20 protein-coding genes are annotated in these 20,938 nt (G+C 74.8%); 11 read left to right on the top strand and 9 right to left on the bottom strand.

From position 1 onward, the window contains the following. Nucleotides 1-434 precede the first annotated feature (434 nt). Together FN207_RS04995 and FN207_RS04990 are read right to left on the bottom strand one after the other, a co-directional pair. Nucleotides 435-1,064 carry an alpha-ketoglutarate-dependent dioxygenase AlkB gene (locus FN207_RS04995; RefSeq protein ID WP_142457160.1) on the bottom strand — a complete coding sequence of 210 codons (630 nt, stop codon included), beginning with the start codon at nucleotides 1,062-1,064 and terminating at the stop codon, nucleotides 435-437. Nucleotides 1,065-1,103: 39 nt separating this feature from the next. Continuing rightward, complete coding sequence (locus FN207_RS04990; protein WP_142457159.1) at nucleotides 1,104-3,329, bottom strand: RecQ family ATP-dependent DNA helicase; 2,226 nt, start codon at nucleotides 3,327-3,329, stop codon at nucleotides 1,104-1,106. 78 nt (nucleotides 3,330-3,407) lie between these two features. Here FN207_RS04990 and FN207_RS04985 point away from each other — a divergent pair, with 78 nt between their 5' ends. Continuing rightward, nucleotides 3,408-4,226, top strand: coding sequence for a PHP domain-containing protein (locus FN207_RS04985; protein ID WP_142457158.1), 819 nt, complete (start codon nucleotides 3,408-3,410; stop codon nucleotides 4,224-4,226). 2 nt (nucleotides 4,227-4,228) lie between these two features. Here FN207_RS04985 and FN207_RS04980 read toward each other — a convergent pair whose 3' ends face one another. Then, nucleotides 4,229-4,669 (bottom strand): SRPBCC family protein, encoded by a 441-nt coding sequence (locus FN207_RS04980; protein ID WP_142457157.1) that lies wholly within the window; start codon nucleotides 4,667-4,669, stop codon nucleotides 4,229-4,231. A 110-nt stretch (nucleotides 4,670-4,779) separates the two neighbouring features. On the opposite strand from FN207_RS04980, the gene FN207_RS04975 reads away from it, so the two are divergent. Next, the gene (locus FN207_RS04975) at nucleotides 4,780-5,727 is read left to right on the top strand and encodes a carbamate kinase (protein ID WP_142457156.1); all 948 of its coding nucleotides are present in this window, start codon (nucleotides 4,780-4,782) and stop codon (nucleotides 5,725-5,727) included. Between the two features lie 10 nt (nucleotides 5,728-5,737). Next, entirely contained in the window at nucleotides 5,738-6,841 is a 1,104-nt protein-coding gene (bar, locus tag FN207_RS04970; RefSeq protein WP_142457155.1) for a barbiturase, read from the top strand. A 39-nt stretch (nucleotides 6,842-6,880) separates the two neighbouring features. Here the strand turns inward: bar and FN207_RS04965 are convergent, their stop codons facing one another. Genes FN207_RS04965 through FN207_RS04955 form a run of 3 tightly spaced genes read right to left on the bottom strand, consistent with a single transcriptional unit; the run spans nucleotide 6,881 to nucleotide 8,864 of the window. Next, entirely contained in the window at nucleotides 6,881-7,660 is a 780-nt protein-coding gene (locus FN207_RS04965; RefSeq protein ID WP_142457154.1) for an SDR family NAD(P)-dependent oxidoreductase, read from the bottom strand. Between the two features lie 50 nt (nucleotides 7,661-7,710). Then, nucleotides 7,711-8,262, bottom strand: coding sequence for an RNA 2'-phosphotransferase (locus tag FN207_RS04960; protein WP_142457153.1), 552 nt, complete (start codon nucleotides 8,260-8,262; stop codon nucleotides 7,711-7,713). After that, a complete protein-coding gene (locus FN207_RS04955; RefSeq protein WP_142457152.1) occupies nucleotides 8,259-8,864 on the bottom strand; it encodes a hypothetical protein in 606 nt (201 codons plus the stop codon). Before FN207_RS04955 ends, FN207_RS04960 begins: the two co-directional genes overlap by 4 nt. A gap of 76 nt (nucleotides 8,865-8,940) precedes the next feature. Here FN207_RS04955 and FN207_RS04950 point away from each other — a divergent pair, with 76 nt between their 5' ends. Together FN207_RS04950 and FN207_RS04945 are read left to right on the top strand one after the other, a co-directional pair. Then, nucleotides 8,941-9,609, top strand: a complete 669-nt coding sequence (locus FN207_RS04950) for a 3-oxoacid CoA-transferase subunit A (protein WP_142457151.1) — start codon at nucleotides 8,941-8,943, stop codon at nucleotides 9,607-9,609. Beyond that, nucleotides 9,606-10,271 carry a 3-oxoacid CoA-transferase subunit B gene (locus FN207_RS04945; protein WP_142457150.1) on the top strand — a complete coding sequence of 222 codons (666 nt, stop codon included), beginning with the start codon at nucleotides 9,606-9,608 and terminating at the stop codon, nucleotides 10,269-10,271. Before FN207_RS04950 ends, FN207_RS04945 begins: the two co-directional genes overlap by 4 nt. Here FN207_RS04945 and rpsD read toward each other — a convergent pair. Then, on the bottom strand, nucleotides 10,259-10,861 hold the full coding sequence (gene rpsD / locus FN207_RS04940) for a 30S ribosomal protein S4 (RefSeq protein WP_142457149.1): 603 nt from the start codon (nucleotides 10,859-10,861) through the stop codon (nucleotides 10,259-10,261). The two genes, FN207_RS04945 and rpsD, sit on opposite strands and share 13 nt — an antisense overlap. 66 nt (nucleotides 10,862-10,927) lie before the next feature. Here rpsD and FN207_RS04935 point away from each other — a divergent pair, with 66 nt between their 5' ends. After that, entirely contained in the window at nucleotides 10,928-11,686 is a 759-nt protein-coding gene (locus FN207_RS04935; protein ID WP_142457148.1) for a DUF2470 domain-containing protein, read from the top strand. A gap of 69 nt (nucleotides 11,687-11,755) precedes the next feature. Here FN207_RS04935 and FN207_RS04930 read toward each other — a convergent pair whose 3' ends face one another. Next, nucleotides 11,756-13,165, bottom strand: a complete 1,410-nt coding sequence (locus tag FN207_RS04930; protein WP_142457147.1) for a YlbE family protein — start codon at nucleotides 13,163-13,165, stop codon at nucleotides 11,756-11,758. Continuing rightward, on the bottom strand, nucleotides 13,162-14,661 hold the full coding sequence (locus FN207_RS27245) for an AllF/FdrA family protein (RefSeq protein WP_221888028.1): 1,500 nt from the start codon (nucleotides 14,659-14,661) through the stop codon (nucleotides 13,162-13,164). The genes FN207_RS04930 and FN207_RS27245 overlap by 4 nt, the downstream gene beginning before the upstream one ends. 183 nt (nucleotides 14,662-14,844) lie before the next feature. Here FN207_RS27245 and FN207_RS04920 point away from each other — a divergent pair, with 183 nt between their 5' ends. From FN207_RS04920 to FN207_RS04900, 5 genes are read left to right on the top strand one after another with little or no spacing between them, the layout of a single operon-like run. Further along, nucleotides 14,845-16,350, top strand: coding sequence for a uracil-xanthine permease family protein (locus tag FN207_RS04920; protein ID WP_142457146.1), 1,506 nt, complete (start codon nucleotides 14,845-14,847; stop codon nucleotides 16,348-16,350). Further along, nucleotides 16,347-17,222 carry an FAD binding domain-containing protein gene (locus FN207_RS04915; protein ID WP_142457145.1) on the top strand — a complete coding sequence of 292 codons (876 nt, stop codon included), beginning with the start codon at nucleotides 16,347-16,349 and terminating at the stop codon, nucleotides 17,220-17,222. The genes FN207_RS04920 and FN207_RS04915 overlap by 4 nt, the downstream gene beginning before the upstream one ends. Beyond that, nucleotides 17,219-17,749: a (2Fe-2S)-binding protein gene (locus FN207_RS04910; RefSeq protein WP_142457144.1), complete on the top strand. Its 531-nt coding sequence runs from the start codon at nucleotides 17,219-17,221 to the stop codon at nucleotides 17,747-17,749. Before FN207_RS04915 ends, FN207_RS04910 begins: the two co-directional genes overlap by 4 nt. 40 nt (nucleotides 17,750-17,789) lie before the next feature. Beyond that, nucleotides 17,790-20,204, top strand: a complete 2,415-nt coding sequence (cutA, locus tag FN207_RS04905; RefSeq protein WP_142457143.1) for an aerobic carbon-monoxide dehydrogenase large subunit — start codon at nucleotides 17,790-17,792, stop codon at nucleotides 20,202-20,204. Next, complete coding sequence (locus FN207_RS04900) at nucleotides 20,201-20,887, top strand: SRPBCC family protein (RefSeq protein WP_142457142.1); 687 nt, start codon at nucleotides 20,201-20,203, stop codon at nucleotides 20,885-20,887. Before cutA ends, FN207_RS04900 begins: the two co-directional genes overlap by 4 nt. The last annotated feature ends 51 nt before the right edge of the window (nucleotides 20,888-20,938 follow it).

The following is a 20,938-nucleotide window of genomic DNA, read 5'->3' as shown; positions in this document are numbered from 1 at the left end:
TCGTCCTGAGCCAGGATCAAACTCTCCGTAGATGATCTGATACCGGCTGAGAACCGAGACCTGACAGATCTCGATCAATCAACCAAAGGAACCCACCACACCCCACAGGGCATGGACGGGGTTATTACTTGGCACTGACTTTCGGCACGCTGTTGAGTTCTCAAGGAGCGGACGCGCTCGTACTCCAGCCTTTTCGGCCTTTGTTCGAGGCGGTGTCCTCACTGTACACCAGCTCCGCAGCAGTCGAACCTCGGGGGTTCGTCCGGCGGTTTCCCAGGTCTTGCGACCCGGTCCGTTCTCGCTCGGTGCAGGGAGAACCATACACGCCCTCAGAGGGGTCGTGCAGGGGGGTCCCCCACGTGTCCGTCCAGGCCCTCGCGAGCCGTTCCGGACGGGTGGTGCAACGGCCCGGACGGTCGGCGCATTCCCCGTGTTCAGGCCACGCCGGCGGGGCGGAACTGGACGCTGATCCGCGGTCCGACCCGTCGCGTCGTCTTCGGGATGCAGTGCTCCCACGTGCGCTGGCACGAGCCGCCCATCACCACCAGGTCCCCGTGTCCCAGGGGGAAGCGCCGTCCCTCCCCGCCGCCGACGGGCCGGAGGAGCAGGGGCCGGGGCGACCCGAAGGAGACGATCGCGACCATCGTGTCCTCGGTGCGGCTGCGCCCCAGCCGGTCGCCGTGCCAGGCGACGCTGTCGCGACCGTCCCGGTACAGGCACATGCCGGCGGTGACGAACGGCTCGCCGAGCTCCGGGGCGTAGTGGGCGTCCAGCGCGGTGCGCGCCTCCGCGAGCAGCGGGTGCGGCAGGACCTCGCCGCGGCCGTACCAGCGCAGCAGGCGCGGGACGGCGACCTCGCGGTCGTACATCTGCCGGCGGTCGGCCCGCCAGCCGATGTCCCCGAGCAACGCCTCGAGGACCTCGTCGGAGCCGGTGACCCACCCCGGGAGGTGGTCCACCCACGCTCCGCGGCTGAGCACGTGGCGCCGGACCCGGCCCCGCAGCGGGGTGAGGGCGGCCTCCTCGGCGACGTCGAACATCGACGGCTGGTGCCCGAGCGTCATGGCGGCAGGCTACGCGCGATCGAACACGTGTACGAGCCCTCAGGCGGTGAGTGCCAGCGCGAACGGCAGCACGCGGGAGGCGCCGGCCAGGCGCAGCTCCCGTCCGGCGACGGTCATGGTCCAGCGGGAGTCGGCGAGGTCGTCGACGAGCAGGACCGGCACGACACCCAGCTCCCCGAGCCGGGACCGCAGCTCCGGTCCGACGACGATCCGCTGCCACACGCCCGCGAGCCGGAACGCGCTGTTGCCCCCGGGGCCGCCGGTCGGCCCGCCGGAGGCGAGGGACATCTCGCCCAGGTAGGGCAGGCGGCCCATCCGGGCGAGCCCCTGCGCCACACCGGTCACCAGCCGCGGCCGGCGGCGCGAGGGGACGGCGACGACGGCAGCCGGCCGCTCCGCCCAGTCCCAGGCCCCCAGCACCCGCCCGCACGCCCGGAGCAGGTCGTCGTCGGGCGGTACGTCGGAGACCGAGCGCTGCACCGGGACGTCGAAGGCGGCGTCGGGGTCCTCCTCCAGGCCCGGGGCCTCGAGGTCGAGGGTCACCGTGCCCCCGACGCCGTCGTCTCCGAGCAGGGTGCGCAGCCGCTGTCCCCAGCCGAGGTCGGTGAGCCGGGCGACGGCCCGGCCCGGATCGAGCAGCTCACCGGCGGCGATCTTGCCCTTGACCTCGACGCCGAGGCGGTCGGCGCCGGTGGGCCACTGTGCGCGCGGCGCGAGCTCAACGCCCGGCCGGTCCAGCGCCGCCGAGGCCGCCTGCGCCGCCCCCTCGGGGACGTCGGTCGGGTACCAGGGGCCGGCGCAGACGTCACAGCGACCGCAGGGCGCGGCGGTCGGGTCGTCGAGCGCCTCCTGGAGGAAGGCCATCCGGCAGCGCGCCTCGTCGACCGGCTTCGCGTAGGCGATCATCGCCCGCTGCTCGGCCTCGCGGGTGCGGGCGACGCGGGCGTAGCGGTCGCCGTCGTAGACCCACGGGCGGCCGGTGGACCGCCAGCCGCCCTGCACCCGCTCCACGGCGCCGTCGACGGCGAGGACCTTGAGCAGCAGCTCGAGCCGGGAGCGGCGGACGTCGGCCACCGTCTCCAGCCGCGCGACCGACCACGCCTTCCCGTCGGCCATCGCGGACAGGACGGCGGCGGCGTGGTCCGCGCGCGGCATCGACGAGGTGGCGAACCACTGCCAGATGGCGAGGTCCTCGGGGCCGGGCAGGAGCAGGACGTCGGCGTGCTCGACGGCGCGGCCGGCGCGGCCGACCTGCTGGTAGTAGCTGACCGGCGACGACGGCGCCCCGAGGTGCACGACGAAGCCGAGGTCGGGCTTGTCGAAGCCCATTCCCAGCGCCGAGGTGGCCACCAGCGCCTTGACCCGGTTCTCCCGCAGCGCCTCCTCGGCCTCCTTGCGGTCGGCGTCGTCGAGGCGGCCGGTGTAGGCGCGTACGTCGTGGCCGGCGTCGCGCAGCAGCCCCGCCGTCTCCTCGGCCGCGGCGACGGTGAGCGTGTAGACGATGCCGCTGCCCGGGAGGTCGCCGAGGTGGGCGGCCAGCCACGCCAGCCGGGCGCGGTCGGTGGGCAGCCGCAGCACGCCCAGGCGCAGCGAGTCGCGCGCCAGCGGGCCGCGGACCGTCGTCACCCCGACACCGCCGGCGCCGAGCTGCTCGGCGACGTCGGCCACCACGCGCTCGTTGGCCGTGGCCGTCGTCGCGAGGACCGGCGTGGCCGGCGGGAGGGTGCCGAGCAGGTCGCGGATGCGGCGGTAGTCGGGGCGGAAGTCGTGGCCCCAGTCGGAGACGCAGTGCGCCTCGTCGACGACGAGCAGGCCGCAGCGGGCGACCAGGCCGGGCAGCTGCTCCTCGCGGAAGCGCGGGTTGGTGAGCCGCTCCGGGGAGACGAGCAGGACGTCGACCTCGTCGGCGGTTAGGGCAGCGGCGACGTCGTCCCACTCGGTGGCGTTGGCGCTGGAGATCTCGACGGCGCGGATGCCGGCCCGGGCCGCGGCGGCCACCTGGTCGCGCATGAGGGCGAGCAGCGGGCTGACCAGCAGCGTGGGGCCGGCACCGCGGCGGCGCAGCAGCGCGGTGGAGACGAAGTAGACCGCCGACTTGCCCCACCCGGTCCGCTGCACGACCAGCGCCCGCTCGGAGCGCTCGACCAGCGCGGCGACGGCGGCGTCCTGACCCTCGCGGAAGACCGCGTCGGGACGGCCGGTCAGCTCGCGCAGGACCCCGAGGGCCTCGGCGGCGAGATCGGACGGCGGCGCGGCGGTGGTCATGGCTCCCGACAGTAGGTGCGGACGCCGACAGCGGGACCGTGCGAGCGCGACCTGGGGACGACGGGCAGGATGGGGACGATGCGACCGCCGGACAACCACGTGCACACCGGGTGGTCGTGGGACACCCCGAGCAGCGTGACCATGGCTCGCGCGTGCGAGCAGGCCGTGGCGCTGGGGTTGCCGGCGATCGCCTTCACCGAGCACCTCGACTTCACCGTGTGGGGTGCCGACGACCGGGCCACCACCCTGGGCCTGGTCGACCGGCACGCCTCGCGGCACGCCCCCATCGACACCGAGGGCTACTGGGCCGAGCTGGCCGAGGTCCGCGAGCGGTTCCCCGAGCTGCGGATCTGGTCCGGCGTCGAGGCCGGCGAACCGCACCTGTTCTCGGCCAGCATCGCCGCCCACCTCGCCGGCGCACCGGTCGACCGGGTCCTCGGCTCGCTGCACTCGCTGCACGACGGCGACCGGCTCTACGGCGTCGGCCAGCTGCTCTACCAGGACGCCGACGGCACGATGCGCCGCTACCTCGCCGAGGTCGTCGACATGGTGGAGAGCAGCGACGTCTTCCAGGTGCTCGCGCACGTGGACTTCCCGCGGCGGTACTGGCCCGGCGGCCCGCACCGGTACGTGGAGAAGGACTACGAGGAGGAGTACCGCGCGGTGTTCCGCGCACTGGCCGGCACCGGCCGGGCGCTCGAGGTCAACACCAGCAGCCCGCTGGCCTCGGTCGACCAGGTGCGCTGGTTCCGCGAGGAGGGCGGCGAGGCGATCAGCTTCGGCAGCGACGCCCACCAGCCGGGCGCGGTCGGGCAGCGCTTCGACCTCGCCGTCGACGTCGTCGAGGCGGCCGGCTTCCGCCCGGGGCGCGACCGGTTCGACTTCTGGCACCGCTGACCTCAGCCGGCGAGGCGGTCCAGCGCGGCGCGCCACACCCGGCGGAGGGCGACCGGGGCCACCAGCCCCTGGACGAGCAGCACGGCCCGGCCGCGGAGTCCCCGGCCGCCGCCGTGGCGCATGGTGACCTCGACCCGGCTCCCGCCGCCGTCGCGTGGGGCGATCCGGATGTCGCCGGTGCCGCGGTCGCAGTGGTCGCTGTCGAGCAGGGTCCAGGTGATGCGGTCCCGGGCCGGCCACTCGTAGCGCAGCAGCACCCAGAAGGGGACCCCCGCGCTGCCCTCCCGGATCACGGCCCAGCCGTCGCCGGCCTCCCGCACCTCGTACTTCGCCGGGTCCAGGGTCTTCGACCAGATCTCGAGCCGGCGGTCGCCGACGTCGGTGAACGCCTCGAGGACCTGCGCGGGGGTCGCGCGGGTGTCGAAGCCGAAGCGGATGCGCATGGCCGCCTCCTCCGGGTCCCCGGATCGTCCCGCCGGTGCCTGGTCCGCGGAAGCGACGTCGTCCCGGCAATTACTTCACCGCTAAGAGAGATGGCGCTAGGGTCGCCGGGGTGACCGCCTGCCGCCGTGCCGTGATCGCGCTGGGCGGCAACGCGATGACCGGCCCGGACGGCTCGGCGACGCCGGCCGCCCAGCGCGCCGCTCTCGCCGTCGCCGCCGCGGCCGTCGCCGAGGTGGTCGCCACCGGCGTCGAGGTCGTGCTCACCCACGGCAACGGGCCGCAGGTGGGCAACCTGCTGGTCAAGAACGAGATGGCCGCCGCGGTCGTGCCGCCGGTGCCGCTGGACTGGTGCGTGGCCCAGACGCAGGCCACGGTCGGCTTCACGCTCGCCGACGAGCTCGACGCCGCCCTGGCCGCCCGCGGGCTGGACCGGCGGACGGCGGCGCTGGTCACCCGCACGCTCGTCGACCCCGCCGACCCGCACTTCGCGACGCCGTCGAAGCCGGTCGGCCGGTACCTGCCCGCGGACGAGGCCGCGCGCTTCGTGGCGCTGGGCCAGCGGTGGGAGGACCGCGGCGCGCGCGGCTGGCGGCGGGTCGTGGCCTCGCCGGAGCCGCGGTCGGTCGTCGACGCGCCGGCCATCGCGGCACTGATCGCGGCCGGGTTCGTCGTCGTGTGCGCCGGGGGCGGCGGTGTGCCCGTCGTCGAGGGCGGCGGGCCGCTGGCCGGCGTCGAGGCGGTCATCGACAAGGACCTCACCGCCGCGCTGCTGGCCCGCGAGCTGGGCGCGGACACCCTCGTCGTCGCCACCGACGTGCCGCACGTCGTCGTCGGCTGGGGCACCGACGCCGCCCGCCCGCTGGGCCGGGTCACCCCCGCCGAGCTGCGCGCCCACGCCGCGGCCGGGGAGTTCGGCAGCGGCAGCATGGGCCCGAAGGTCGAGGCCGCCCTGCGCTTCGTGGAGGGCGGCGGCGAGCGCGCCGTCGTCACCTCGCTCGAGAACATCGCCGACGCCGTCACCGGTGACGCCGTCGGCACCGTGTTGACCACCCCCTGAAGGAGAGCCCGTGCCCGCACCGATCGAGGTCCGCAAGGTCCCGCTGCACAACGTGAGCGACGCCAGCGAGCTGGCCAAGCTCATCGACGACGGCGTCATGGAGGCCGACCGGGTCGTCGCCGTCATCGGCAAGACCGAGGGCAACGGCGGCGTCAACGACTACACCCGCATCATCGCCGACCGCGCCTTCCGCGAGGTGCTCCTGGAGAAGGGCACCCGCAGCAAGGAGGAGGTCGGGGAGATCCCGATCGTGTGGTCCGGCGGCACCGACGGCGTCATCAGCCCGCACGCCACGATCTTCGCCACGCTGCCCGAGGACGCCGTCGAGAAGACCGACGAGCCGCGGCTGACCGTCGGCTACGCGATGAGCGACGTCCTGCTGCCCGAGGACATCGGCCGCATCACGATGGTGGAGAAGGTCGCCGAGGGCGTGCGCCGCGCGATGGAGGCCGCCGGGATCACCGACCCGGCCGACGTCCACTACGTGCAGACGAAGACGCCGCTGCTGACCATCGAGACCATCCGTGAGGCCAAGAGCCGCGGCAAGGACACGTACTACGACGAGCCGCACGGCTCGATGGACCTGTCCAACGGCACGACGGCGCTGGGCATCGCGGTGGCGCTCGGCGAGATCGAGATGCCGGAGCAGTCGCAGGTCATGCGCGACCTGTCGCTGTTCAGCGCCGTCGCCTCGTGCTCGTCGGGCGTGGAGCTCGACCGGGCCCAGATCGTCGTCGTCGGCAACGCCCGCGGGCACGGCGGGAGGTACCGGATCGGCCACTCGGTCATGAAGGACGCGCTCGACCAGGACGGCATCTGGGACGCCATCCGCCAGGCCGGGCTCGACCTGCCCGAGCGGCCGCACGTGAGCGACCTCGGCGGCCGGCTGGTCAACGTGTTCCTCAAGTGCGAGGCCGACCCGACCGGTTACGTCCGCGGCCGGCGCAACGCGATGCTCGACGACTCCGACGTCTTCTGGCACCGGCAGATCAAGGCCACGGTCGGCGGCGTCGCGGCGTCGGTGACCGGCGACCCGGCGGTGTTCGTGTCGGTGGCCGCGGTGCACCAGGGCCCCTCCGGCGGTGGCCCGGTCGCCGCGATCATCGAGGCCTGAGCCGGCGGGACCCGCGGGGCGCCGTCCCGCGGGTCCCGCTCAGGGCAGGATCGAGTCGACGTAGCCGCCGTCGACCCGCAGCGCGCCGCCGGTCGTGGCCGAGGCCAGCGGCGAGGCCAGGTAGACGCACATGTTCGCGATCTCCTCCGGCTCGATCAGCCGCTGCAGCAGCGAGGCCGGGCGGTGCTCGCGCATGAACCGCCGCTGCGCCTCGTCCCACGGCAGGTCGCGGGCGACGAGCGAGTACACGAACTCCTCGACGCCGCCGGTGTGCGTGGGCCCGGCGATCACCGAGTTCACCGTCACGCCGGAGCCGGCCGCCTCCTTGGCGAAGCCGCGCGAGACCGCGAGCAGCGCCGTCTTGGAGACGCCGTAGTGGACCATCTCGGCGGGGATGGCGACCGCGGAGTCGCTGGCGATGTACTGCACCCGCCCCCAGCCGCGGTCCCGCATGCCGGGCAGGTAGGCGCGGGTGAGCCGCACGGCGGTGAGCACGTTGGTCTCGAAGTAGCGGCGCCACTCGTCGTCGGTGATCTCCAGCGCCGGCCGGGCGCCGAAGACGCCGAGGTTGTTGACCAGGACGTCGGCGTCGGGGACGGCCGCGAGCAGGGCGGCGGTGCCCTCGTCGGTGGTGACGTCGCCGGCCACGGTGCGCACCGCGCCGTCGACGCCGGCGGCGGCCGCCTCGAGCTTCGCGGGATCGCGGCCGGTGAGGACGACGGCGGCGCCGGCGCGGGCCAGGCCGGTGGCGATGGCCAGGCCGATGCCCTGGGAGGAGCCGGTGACGACGGCGGTGCGGCCGTCCAGGTCGATGCGCATCGGGTCCCATCCTCGGCCGCGCCCGGGCGGCGGGCGACCGCTGCGGCGGGCTAGTCGTCGAGGACGGTGAGGAAGGCCGGCGGCACGGCGCCGACCAGCCACACGCCGTTGGCCGACCGGGTGAAGGCCGCCCCGGTGGCGGCGAGGCCAGCGGCGTCCACGCGCAGGACGGCGGCCCGCCCGCGGCGCTCCCCCACCGTCCGCGCGGTGGCCTCGTCGGGGCTCAGGTGCACCGCGTGCCGGTTCCCCGGCCGCAGCCCCTCGGCGAGGATCGCCGGCAGGTTGCGCACCGGCGTGCCGTTGAAGAGGACGTCGGGCGGCGGCTCGGCGGCGTACCCGAGCGCCACGGCCACGCTGTGCCCCTGGCTGGCGCGGATCCGGGTGCCGCCGTCGTCGAAGGCGAAGCGCCGCTTGTCGTTGCCGGCGACGACGCGGTCGAGGTCCTCGCGGGTCAGCGGCAGCCCGTGCGCCGCGAGGGCCGCCAGCAGGGCGTCGACGTCGACCCAGCCGGCGTCGTCGAGGGTCAGTCCCACGCTGTCGGGCCGGTGCCGCAGCACGGAGGAGAGCCGCTTGCTGACCCGGACGACGTCGTCGCGCCTCACGGCCCCGCGAACCACGACCCCGGCGGCAGGTCCGGCGGGGGGAGGTCGGGGATCCCGGGGGACGGCGGCGTCCACGGCCACAGCTCCACCACGCCCGCCGCGGCCGCCCGGATCGCCGTCCCGTCGAGCTCGGTGGCCACCTCCTCGATGCCGAGCTCCGGGCAGCGGACGACGAGGGTGAGCGGACCGTCCGGTGGCAGCGGGGAGAGCCACCAGCCCTGCTCGACGGAGCGGTCGTCGCCGCTGCCTCCTGTCGGCTGCCAGACCAGGTCCGGGTCGTTGCGGGCCACGCCGCCGCTGGCCACCCGCCGGCCGTCGGCCAGGCCGACCCCGACGAGCAGGCCGGGTCCGCCGAAGCCGTGCACCAGCTCGTGCAGCCCCCGCCGCGGCGACAGCGCATCGCGGACCCGGACGAGGAGGGTCATCGAGACGCCGGCCGAGTACACCTGCAGGCCCACCACGGCGATCGCCGCGTCCCCGGTGCGCGCCAGGAGTGCGTTCACCGGCAGCGCCACCGGCAGCTCGTTGTCCGGTGGGCCCATCCGGCGCAGGAACTCCTCGTCGGGGCCGTCCTCGCCGCCCGGGGATCCGATCTGCCACACGGGCAGCAGCCTGGCGGGTCGAGCCGCGGGTCCGCCAGCCGGTTAGCGTCAGGCCGACCGAAACGGGAGGGGACACGTGATCGACAAGCGGGTCGCGTCGCTGGCCGACGCCGTCGAGGGCATCGAGGACGGCGCCACCGTGCTCGTCGGTGGGTTCGGCGCCTCCGGCGTCCCGGTGGAGCTGGTGCACGCGCTGCTCGACCGCGGCACCACCGACCTGACCGTCGTCACCAACAACGCCGGCTCCGGCGAGACCGACGTCGCCGCGCTGCTGCGCGAGCGTCGGGTCCGCAAGATCGTGTGCTCCTATCCCCGCTCGGCCGGTTCGATCTGGTTCGAGGAGCGCTGGCGGGCCGGCGAGGTGGAGCTCGAGCTCGTCCCCCAGGGCACGCTGAGCGAGCGGATGCGCGCCGCGGCCGCGGGGCTCGGCGGGTTCTTCACCCCGACCGGCGCGGACACCCGGCTCGCCGAGGGCAAGGAGGTGCGGGTGATCGACGGCCGCCGGCACGTGTTCGAGGAGCCCCTGCCCGGCGACGTCGCCCTGGTGAAGGCGGCCCGCGCCGACCGCTGGGGCAACCTCGTCTACCGCACCGCCGCGCGGAACTTCGGCCCGACGATGGCCGCCGCCGCCGCGCTGACCGTCGTCCAGGTGGACGAGTTCGTGGAGCTCGGTGAGCTGGACCCCGAGACGATCGTGACGCCGGGGATCTTCGTCGACCGCGTGGTGAGGGTGGAGGCAGCGTGAGGCTGGACCTGCGGGACGTCGCCCGGCGGATCGCCCGGGACATCCCCGACGGCGCCTACGTCAACCTCGGCATCGGGCTGCCGACGCTGGTCGCCGACTGCGTGGGCGCCGACAAGGAGGTCGTCTACCACTCCGAGAACGGCATCCTCGGGATGGGCCCCGCCCCGGCGCCGGGCGAGGAGGACCCCGAGCTGATCAACGCCGGCAAGCAGCCGGTGACCCTCCTGCCCGGCGGGGCGTTCTTCCACCACACCGACGCGTTCCTGATGATGCGCGGCGGCCACGTCGACCTCACCGTGCTCGGCGCCTTCCAGGTGTCCGAGCGCGGCGACCTCGCCAACTGGGCCACCGACGACGCCTCGCACCCGCCGGCGGTGGGCGGCGCGATGGACCTCGCCGTCGGCGCGCGGCGGGTGCTGGTCATGACGACGCACACGACGAAGGCCGGTGAGCCCAAGCTCGTGCCGCGCTGCACCTACCCGCTCACGGCCGCCGGCGTCGTCGACCGCGTCTACACCGACCTCGCCGTCCTCGACGTCACCGCCGACGGCTTCCTGGTCCGCGAGATGGTCGCCGGGCTGACCCGGGAGGACCTGCAGGGCGCCACCGCCGCGCGGCTGTCGTTCGCCGACGACGTCGGCGTGCTCGGTCAGCGGGAGTAGTACTCCACGACCAACTGCTCCTCGCACACCACCGGGACCTCCTCGCGGGCGGGGACGCGCTCCACCCGGGCGGTGAGGTCGGCCAGGCGCACCTCGAGGTAGGCCGGGGCGTCGGCGTGCGCGCCGGCGGCGGCGACCTGGAACGGCTCCTTGGTGCGCGACTTCCCGGCGATGGAGATCCAGTCGCCGGGGCGCAGCCGGTAGGAGGGGCGGTCCACCCGGCGGCCGTTGACCAGCACGTGCTGGTGGGTGACGAACTGGCGGGCCTGGTAGATGGTCCGCGCGAAACCGGCCCGCAGCACCGTGGCGTCCAGCCGCGACTCGAGGTCCTGGATCAGCGCCTCGCCGGTCTTGCCGCCGGTCCGCCGCGCGCGGTCGAAGGCGCGACGCAGCTGGGTCTCGCTGACGTCGTACTGCGCCCGCAGCCGCTGCTTCTCCAGCAGCCGCGTGGAGTAGTCGCTCTGCTGCTTGCGCTTGCGGCCGTGCTCGCCCGGCGGGTACGGGCGGCGCTCGAAGTAGCTGACGGCCTTCGGCGTCAGGGCCAGGCCCAGCCGGCGGCTGAGGCGGACCTTGGGACGAGGGGTGTTCACCCGGACCTCCTGAGTCAGGTTAGGTTTGCCTGACCTAACGTACATTCCGACCACCGAGGTGATCCCATGACCGCCGGCTCCTCCCCCCGCGCCGGGTCGGGCACCACCGGCATCCCGCAGCCGCTGCCGGCCGAGCGCGCCCGCACGGTGGCCGCCCGGGCCTCGGCGGCCCTGCACGCGGTCGGCGTCGGCGCGGTCGAGGTCACGGTGAGCGGGACGACCGCCGCCGGGCAGGTGCTCGTCGTCGTCCCGTCGGACGGGCGGCTGGCCGGCGCGCTGCGGACCTCGCCGCTGGGCGACCTCCCGGCGCGGCTCACCGTCACCGACCGCGCGCCCTTCCCCGTCCAGCACCCCCTGCGCGGGCGGGTGTCGCTGTCGGGCTGGCTCGCGCCGGTCCACCCGGCCGACGTGCAGCGGTCCCTGCTCGACCTGGCCGAGGTCCGCCCGTCGGACGCGCTGCTCGACGTCGGCCTCGGCGCCGTGCTCGTCCGTCTCGACCTGGCGGAGGTCCTGCTCACCGACGCCGGGACGACGGCCGAGGTCGACCCGGACGACTTCACCGCCGCGCGGCCGGACCCGGTGAGCGCGGAGGAGTCCGGCCTCGCCGCCGCGCACGCCGACGCGCTGGACCGCCTGCTCGGGCGGGTGCAGGCCTGGGCCGGAGCGCGCGACGACGTCCGCCTGCTCGGCCTGGACCGGCACGGCGTGCGCTTCCGCGTCGAGGCGCGGTCGTCCTGCTACGACCTGCGCGTTCCCTTCCCCGCGCCGCTGACCGGCGGCGACGGCCTGGCCGCGGCGCTGCACACCCTGCTCACCTGCGAGTAAGGACCTCCCTGCCCCCCACCACTCGCAGGCTCGCGGCGGGCCCCTGCAGGGAGGCCGGTCAGGTCGAGATCACGCCGCGGCGCGGGCCTCCTGGGCGAGGGCGGCCAGCGCCTGCTCGAAGCACTCCCGCGGCGGCTGTACGAGCCCCGCGCCGACCTGTCCGGTGCCGGCCACCCGCCCGGCCATGCCGGTGTTGATCTGCGGCAGCCAGCCGGTGCGGGCCACCGACAGGACGTCGATGCCGGTCGGGGCACCGCGGAAGCCGAGGATCGGGATCGCCATCGCCGGGTTCTCGGCGAGGGTCAGCTGGTACATCCGCTCGGTGGTGGCCAGCGCGTCGGGCACGCTGCCGCCCACGAACCGCACGATCGCCGGCGCGGCGGCCATCGAGAACCCGCCGACACCGTAGGTCTCCATGATCGCGGAGTCGCCGATGTCGGGGTTGGCGTCCTCGGGCCCGTAGTCGCCGAGGAACAGGCCGACCGGCGTCTGCGCGGGGCCGGTGAACCAGCGGTCGCCGGTGCCCGCCGTCTGCACGCCGAACTCGGTGCCGTTGCGCGCCATCACGGTGACCATCGTCGAGCCGGGGACGTCGCGGGCGGCGTCCATCGCGAGCTTCGCCGTCGGCATGCCGAGGTTGAGGAAGAAGTGCTCGTTGCCGCCGATGAACGCGAGCGCCGCCGCGGTCTCGGCCGACGGCGCGTCGAGGGCGACGATCGCCGGGGACAGCTCGCGCAGGGTCATCAGCGAGCCGGCGCGGTTGCGGTTGTGGCCCTCGTCGCCCATCTGCAGCATCTGAGCGAGGACGGACTTCACGTCCAGCGGCTCGGCCATCGAGCGTACCGCGCGCGACAGCAGCGGGCCGAGGACGTCGCGCATCCAGGCCAGCCGGGTGAGCACCTCCTCGTTGAAGGCGCCCATCCGCAGCACCTTGCCCAGGCCCTCGTTGAGGTTGCAGTAGGCCGTCCCGCCGTTGACCGGGTCCTCCAGGCACCAGGTCCACATCGACGGACTGGTCACGCCGGCCATCGGGCCGACGGCGGAGTGGTGGTGGCAGGGGTCGAGCGTCACGCCGCCGGAGGCCAGCAGCGCCTCGGCCTCCTCGACCGTCGACGCCCAGCCCTCGAACAGGCACGCGCCGATCAGCGCCCCGCGCATCGGCCCCGACGCCGCCTCCCAGGTCAGCGGCGGACCGGAGTGCAGCAGGACGCGGCCCTCGAGGCCGAGGGTCTCCCGGGCGGGCCGGACGTCGGTCAGCACCGACCCGGCCGCCAGCACCCGCTCGACCGCGGTCCGGTTGGCCGCGGCGCGGCGCGGGTCGAGGGCCAGCGCGGTGAGGTCGGCGGGGTCGCCGATGGTCGGCGGCCGCCAGTCGACGTCGGCCACCGACGCCCCCTGGGCGCGCAGCGCGCCGGAGAACACCTCGACCCCCGCGGCGACGACGGCCGGGGGGCCGTCCAGCAGTCCACCCAGGCTCATCGCGAGGCTCCCAGCAGGTCGAGGGCGTACCGCGTGGCCGCGGCGTTGGAGGCGAAGACCGCGGCACCGGCCGCGGCGAGGGCGTCGGCCTGCCGGCTCCAGCCCTGCGGGTCGGCCTCGGTGCCGACCAGCGCGACGACGACGGGCAGGTGCGCCTGCGCCCGCGCGGCGGTCAGCGCGGGCGCCAACGCGGCGGCGGGGTCGGCGTCGGCACCGTGGCCGAGGACGACGTCGAGCAGCAGGACCGCGGGCTCCCCGCTCGCCGCGAGCCGGGCGATCGCCTCCAGCCGCAGCGTCGGGTCGATCATCGGGTGCGCGCGGCCCACGGTCAGGGCGTCGTCGCCGAAGTCGACGACCACGTGGCCGGCAGCGGACAGGTCCGTGCCGAGGTCCAGCTCGGGCCGCAGCGGGGTGTTGGAGCGGACGTCGCCGAGGACGGGCGCGGCGATCAGCATCGCCTCGTCGGCGAGCGTGCCGCCGGAGTAGAGGCCCTTGAGGACCGCGCCGGGCAGCGCTGCCTCGGCCGGCCCCGGGCGCGAGGGCCAGATCGGGACGTCGAGCCCGAGGTCGCCCAGCAGCGCCTCGACGGCGGCGGTGAGGTCCGGCGTCTCCGGGCTCAGCGCCGCCGACCGCACGGGGGTGGACAGCCCGGCGGCGGCCCGGGCGACCGCCTCGGCCACCGACGGCGCCGGCGGCTTGGAGACGACGAGCACCCGCTCGGTGGCCGGGTCGGCGTCCAGCGCCGACAGCGCGTCGAGGGTGGCCAGCCCGCCGACGGCCTCGGACAGGTCGCGACCGCCCACACCGAGGACGTGCGAGACGCCGACGCCGGCCGCGTCCAGCAGGCAGGACACCTGCTGCGCACCGGTCCCCGACGCCGCGACGACGCCCACCGGGCCCGGGCGGACGACGTTGGCGAAGCCCAGCGCCACGCCGGACACGATCGCGGTGCCGCAGTCGGGGCCCATGACCAGCACCCCGGCCTCGTGGGCGGCCCGCTTGAGCGCCACCTCCTGCTCGACCGGCACGCCGTCGGAGAAGACGAGCACGCTGCGGCCAGCGGCGATCGCGTCGGCGGCCTCGAGCGCCGCGTACTGCCCGGGCACGCTGACGATCGCCAGCGCCGGGCCGTCGCCCTCGAGGTCGTCGAGGCCGGCGGCGATCGTGCGCGCCGGCTGCGCGTCGGCGGAGGCGCGGGAGCGCTCGCGCTCGGCCAGGGCGGCGTCGACGGCGGCCACCGCGGCGGCCAGCACGTCGTCGTCGACGGCTCGGACGGCGATGAGCAACTGGTCGGGCGACGGCGTCCGGTCGGGGGTGAACCCCATGCCGGCGGCGAGGTCGACGTTGAGCGGGGTGGCCATCGCGACGAGCACCGCGATGACCCCCTCACGGGCGCCGACGTCGCGGCTGACCTGCATCAACCGGACGGAGTCGGCGTAGACGCCGCTGCGCAGGGAGACGTGCCGGACGCCCTCTCCGGGGCCTGGAGCGCTCACCCCGCCGACCGTACCGGGCGATGCCTCAGCGGTGAGATATCGGCGCCGCAACGATCTTGTTTCCGCTCGAACATTTAGCGCTGAGGCACTTTCGCCCCGGCGTGTCGCGTGACACTGTGACGGCCTCCCGGGGGTGGCGGCACCTCCCGGGCCGCATCGGCTGTGCCTCGCGAGGAGGGCCCCATGGCGTTCGGTTGGAAGCTCTACGGCGACGGGAAGACGCCGCCGCTCGGAGAGGCCGTGGCCCCCGACGAGCGGCTGTCCTGGCCGCTCACCGTCGGCATCGGCGCCCAGCACGTGGTCGCCATGTTCGGGGCGACCTTCGTCTTCCCGCTCATCATGGGCCTGGACCCGAACCTCGCGATCATGATGAGCGGCGTCGCGACGATCGTCTTCCTGCTCATCGTCAAGAACCGGGTCCCCAGCTACCTGGGCACCAGCGCCGCGTTCGTCGGCGGTGTCGCCGCGATCCGCGCCAACGGCGGTGACTCGAGCGACGTCGTCGGCGCGCTGCTCGTCGCCGGCGTCGTCCTGGCCCTGGTCGGCCTGCTGATCCACTTCGCCGGCCTCGGCCTGATCAACAAGGTGCTGCCGCCGGCGGTCACCGGCGCCGTCGTCATGCTGATCGGCTTCAACCTGGCCCCGGTCGCCGCGGGCGTCTACTGGCCCCAGGACCAGTGGGTCGCGCTCGCCACGATGGCCTTCGTCATCGTCGCCTCGCTGGCGCTGCGCGGCTTCCTCGCCCGCATCGCCATCCTGCTCGGCCTGGTCTTCGGCTACCTGCTCTCGATCCTGCTCGACGCCACCGTCGGGCAGATCACCTCGCCCGACGGCACCGGCGCCGTGGTCACCCGCGACCGGATCAACTTCGACTCCGTCGGCCAGGCGGACTGGTTCGGCCTGCCCGACTTCACCGCCCCGAGCTTCTCGCTGAACTTCAGCCTGCTGGTCATCCCCGCCGTCATCGCCCTGGTCGCCGAGAACGTCGGCCACGTCAAGGCCGTGGCCGAGATGACCAAGCGTGACCTCGACCCGGTCATGGGCCGCGCGGTCTTCGCCGACGGCGTCGGCACGGTCATCGCCACGTCGGTCGGCGGTTCCCCGACGACGACGTACGCCGAGAACATCGGCGTCATGGCCGCCACGCGGGTCTACTCGACGGCCGCCTACTACGTGGCCGCGATCGTGGCGATCCTGCTGGGCCTGATCCCCAAGTTCGGCGCGCTGATCAACATCGTCCCGGGTGGCGTGCTCGGCGGCATCACCGTCGTCCTCTACGGGATGATCGGGCTGCTCGGCGCGAAGATCTGGAAGGAGAACCGGGTCGACTTCGCCAACCCGGTCAACCTCGTGCCGCTCGCGGCCGGGATCATCATCGGCATCGGCAACGTGACCCTGACCTTCACCGACGACTTCTCGCTCAACGGCATCGCGCTCGGCTCGATCGTCGCCGTCGTCGGCTGGCACCTCGCCCGTGCGCTGGCCCCGGCCGACATGAAGGCCGCGCTCCTGCGCGAGGGCTCGGTCCCGGAGAGCGCGTCGTCCCTGGGCCACCACGGTGGCGGTCCCGCGGGTGGCTACGCCGACCAGCGCGGCGGCACCGACCCGTCGTCGGTGGACGAGATCGGCCGTCCCGGCACCGACACCCGTTCCGGCGTCGACACCCGCAAGGGGACGCTCGACCGGTGAAACCCGCTCCCTTCCGCTACGCCGACCCCCGGTCCCTCGAGGAGGCGCTCGACGTCCTGGCCGCCGACCCCGGCGCCAAGGTGCTCGCCGGCGGGCAGTCGCTGCTGCCGCTGCTGGCGATGCGGCTCGCGGCGCCGGCCACGCTGGTCGACGTCAACCGCGTGCCCGGCCTCGACGCCGTCGAGGTCACCGGGGACGGCGTGCGGGTGGGTGCGCTGGTCCGCCACGCGCAGCTGCTGCGCCACGACGCCGCCGCCCGGGTCCAGCCGCTGCTGGCCCGGGCGACGGCGAACGTCGCCCACCCGGCGATCCGCAACCGCGGGACGACGGTCGGCTCCATCGCGCACGCCGACCCCTCCGGCGAGATGACCTCCGTGCTGGCGCTCACCGGCGGGTCGGTGACCGTCACGACCGCGGCGGGCCGGGAGACCGTCGGCTGGCAGGACCTGTTCGTGGGCCCGCTGGAGACCTCGCTGAGCGGCGGCGCGGTCGTCGTCGACGCCTTCTTCCCCGCCCTGCCGGAGCGCTCGGGCACCGCCTTCGCCGAGATCGCCCGCCGCAAGGGCGACTACGCCGTCTGCGGCGCCGGCGTCGTCGTCACCCTCGACGCCGACCGCCGGGTGTCCGCGGTCCGGGCGTCCTACATCTCCGTCGGGCTGGTGCCCGAGGTGCACGACCTCACCGAGGCCGTCGCCGGCAAGCCGGTCGACAGCGCCGACTGGGCCGCCGCGGGCGCGCTGGCCCGCACGCTGGTCGACCCCGACTCCGACATCCACGCCAGCGCCGACTACCGGCGTCTGCTGGTCGGCGTGCTGACCGAGCGCACGCTGGCCGACGCCGCCCGCGAGGCGGCCGAGAGGACTGCTGCATGACCTCCGTCGACGCCTCCCGGACCGACAGCGAGCGCACCGTCCGGGTGACGGTCAACGGCGTCCCCCGCGAGGCGACCGTGCCCGTGCGCCGGGTGCTCGCCGACGCGCTGCGCGACGACCTCGGGCTGACCGGCACGCACGTCGGCTGCGCGCACGGCGTGTGCGGCTCGTGCACGGTGCTCGTCGACGGCGACCCGGTGCGCTCCTGCCTGGTGCTGGCCGTGCAGGTCGACGGCGCCGAGGTGACCACGGTCGAGGGCCTGGCCCGCGAGGACCACCAGGGCGGGCAGGTGCTCCACCCGGTGCAGGAGGCCTTCCGCGAGTGCCACGCCCTGCAGTGCGGCTTCTGCACGCCGGGGTTCCTGGTGACGATCGCGGCGGGCCTGGAGGCGCGGGACCGGAGCGCGGAGATCACCGAGGAGGAGGTCGACGAGCTCGTCGGCGGCAACCTCTGCCGGTGCACCGGCTACGCCAACATCAAGAAGGCCGTCCGGCACGCCGCCGCCACGATGCGGGACGCACAGTGACGGCAGGAATGGCCCTCTCTGCCGCCTGGGAGGACGCGCGGTGACCACCAAGCTGTTCGGCGAGCCGGTCCGCCGGCGCGAGGACGCCCGCCTGATCACCGGCAGGGGCCGCTACCTCGACGACCTCGGCGCCGGCGCGCTGGCCGCGGCGTTCGTCCGCAGCCCCCACGCGCACGCCCGCGTCCTCGACGTCGACGTCGAGGCGGCCCTGGACGTCGAGGGCCTGGTGGCGATCTACACCTACGAGGACCTCAGCGGCCCGATGGCCGAGCCGCTGCCGGTCCTCATCCCCCACCCGCAGCTGCACGCGCCGCGCACCGGCTACCCGCTGGCCAACGGCGTCGTGAACCACGTCGGCGAGCCGGTGGTCATGGTCGTGGCCACCGACCGGTACGTGGCCGAGGACGCCGCCGAGCGGATCGTCGTCACCTACGAGGAGCTGCCGGTCGTCGTCGGGGTGGACGCCGCCCGCGAGGCCCGCGCGTGGGTCCACGAGGACGTCCCGGACAACGTCGCGGCGCGGCACCACCAGGAGACCGGCGACGTCGAGCCGGCACTGGCCGCCGCCCCGCACACGCTCTCCTTCACCCAGTACATCGAGCGCAGCGCCTGCACGCCGCTGGAGGGCAAGGGCGTGCTCGCCCGCTGGGACGCCGACGACGGCAGCCTGCGCGTGCACTCCAGCACCCAGGCGTCGACGTCGGTGCGCGCGGCGATCGCGGCGAAGCTGGAGCTCTCCCTGGACCGCGTCGAGGTGATCGCGCCCGACGTCGGCGGCGGCTTCGGCGTCAAGATCGTGCACCCGTGGCCCGAGGAGCTGCTGGTGCCGATGGCGGCGATCCGGCTCGGCCGCGAGGTCAAGTGGGCCGAGGACCGCCGCGAGCACTTCGTCTCCAGCGCCCACGAGCGCCAGCAGCGCCAGGAGATCACCGTCGGGTACGACGACGACGGCCGGGTCACCGCGCTCGACGTGCACGTCTGGCACGACAACGGCGCCTACACGCCCTACGGGATCATCGTCCCGATCGTGACGGCGACCCAGCTGGTGGGCCCCTACGTCATCCCCGTGTACCGGGTGGTCGTCGAGAGCGTCTACACCAACACCGTCATCGTCACGCCCTACCGCGGGGCCGGGCGGCCGCAGGGCTGCTACGCGATGGAGCGGACGATGGACCGCATCGCCGATGCGCTCGGCCTCGACCGCGCCGACGTCCGCCGGCGGAACCTGATCACGCCCGACCAGTTCCCCTACGACCACCACCTGACGTTCCAGGACGGCCGCCCGGTCATCTACGACTCCGGCGACTACCCGGGGCTGCTGGACAAGCTGGTCGCGCTGGTCGGCTGGGACGAGGCCGAAGCGCTGCGGGCCGACGCCCGGGCGCGCGGGAAGCTGCTCGGCGTCGGCATGGCGCTCTACGTGGAGGGCACCGGCCCCGGCCCCTACGAGGGCGGGCACGTGCAGGTGCTCGGCAGCGGCAAGGTGCTGGTCTCCACCGGGCTGACCTCGCAGGGGCAGGGCCACGAGACGGTCTTCGCCCAGATCGTCGCCTCCGAGCTAGGCGTCCCGATCGACGACGTCGAGGTGCACACCGGCGACACCCGGCGCTTCGGCTACGCCGTCGGCACGTTCGCCTCGCGGGCCGCGGTGATGAGCGGCAACGCCGTCGCCCTGGCCGCCCGCGGGGTGCGCGAGAAGGCGATCCGGATCGCGGCCGAGGTGCTCGAGGCCAATCCGGAGGACCTGGAGATCGACGAGGGCCTGGTGAAGGTCAAGGGCACGCCCGGCGCGTCGGTCCCGCTGCGCACGGTCGCGGTGCTGTCCAACCCGCTGCGCTACGCCTTCGACGAGGCGGCCCGGCAGGCCACCCAGTTCGCCGGCCCCGGCGACGACTCCAAGCCGCCCGTGGCCCCCGGCGACGCCCCGGGCCTGGAGCACCGCGACTACTACTCGCCGATCCGCTCGACGTTCGCCTCCGGCGCGCACGCCGCCGTGGTGGAGATCGACCCGCGGACCTGGGAGATCGACGTCGTCCGCTACGCCGTCGTCCACGACTGCGGCAACGTGGTGAACCCGATGATCGTCGAGGGCCAGGTGCACGGCGGCGTCGCCCAGGGCGTGGGCGGTGCGCTGTACGAGCGGATGGCCTACGACGCCGACGGGCAGCTGCAGAACGCCTCGTTCATGGACTTCCTCATGCCCTACGCCTCCGAGGTCCCCGACGTGGTCATCGACCACCAGGAGACGCCGTCGCCGCTGAACCCGCTGGGGATCAAGGGCGCCGGCGAGGCCGGGGTCATCCCCGGGACGGCGGCGATCGCCTCGGCGATCGAGGACGCCACCGGACGGCGGATCGCGTCGATGCCGATCTCGCCGACCGAGCTGTACGACCTGATGAGAGACGAGACGGCGGAGCGCACGGCTGCGTCGCAGGAGACGGGAGTCCCGGCGTGAACCTCGACGGCTCGGCGGTGCTGCACGGGTCGCCCGAGCAGGTGTGGGCGGTCATCACCGACCCCGCCGTGCTGGCGCGGACGATCCCCGGCTGCGAGACGCTGCAGCGCACCGGCGAGGACGAGTACCGGATGGACGTCGCGGTGGGCGTGGGCGCCATCCGCGGCACCTACGCCGGCGAGGTGCGGCTGACCGACCAGCAGCCGCACTCGTCCTACGTCATGCACGCCTCGGGCGCCGGCGCGCCGGGCAACGTCCGCGCGAAGGTGAGGATCGACCTCGAGCCGCACGACGAGGGGACGACGCTCACCTACTCCGCCGACGCCGTCGTGGGCGGGCCGGTGGCCGGCGTCGGGCAGCGCATGATCAGCGGCGTCGCCAAGCGGATGGCCGGCCAGTTCTTCACCGCGATCGACCAGGAGCTGACCTCCGGTGCGCCGGTGGAGGCCGCGCCCGCCGCCGCCCGCGCCTCGTCGGCCGCGGTGAGCTCCACGGAGACGGCACCGGCGGGCGTTCCCGCGGGAACGCCGGCCGCGCCGGAGCCGCAGGTGTTCCGGGCGAGGCCCGCGGCCGCCGCGGCGTCGTCGTCGGACCTGCAGCCCCTCGCCGTCGGCGCGCTCGGCGGCGCGGGACTCACCCTGCTCGGCGTGCTGGTCGGCTGGCTCCTCGGCCGCCGCCGCTAGTCCTCCGCACACGCGCCGAGGGCGGCCCCGGCAGGTGCCGGGACCGCCCTC

This window comes from Geodermatophilus aquaeductus (assembly GCF_900182545.1).
GTDB lineage: Bacteria > Actinomycetota > Actinomycetes > Mycobacteriales > Geodermatophilaceae > Geodermatophilus > Geodermatophilus aquaeductus.
Note: the sequence above shows the minus strand (reverse complement) of the source record. Positions and strands in the feature narration are given on the sequence as shown.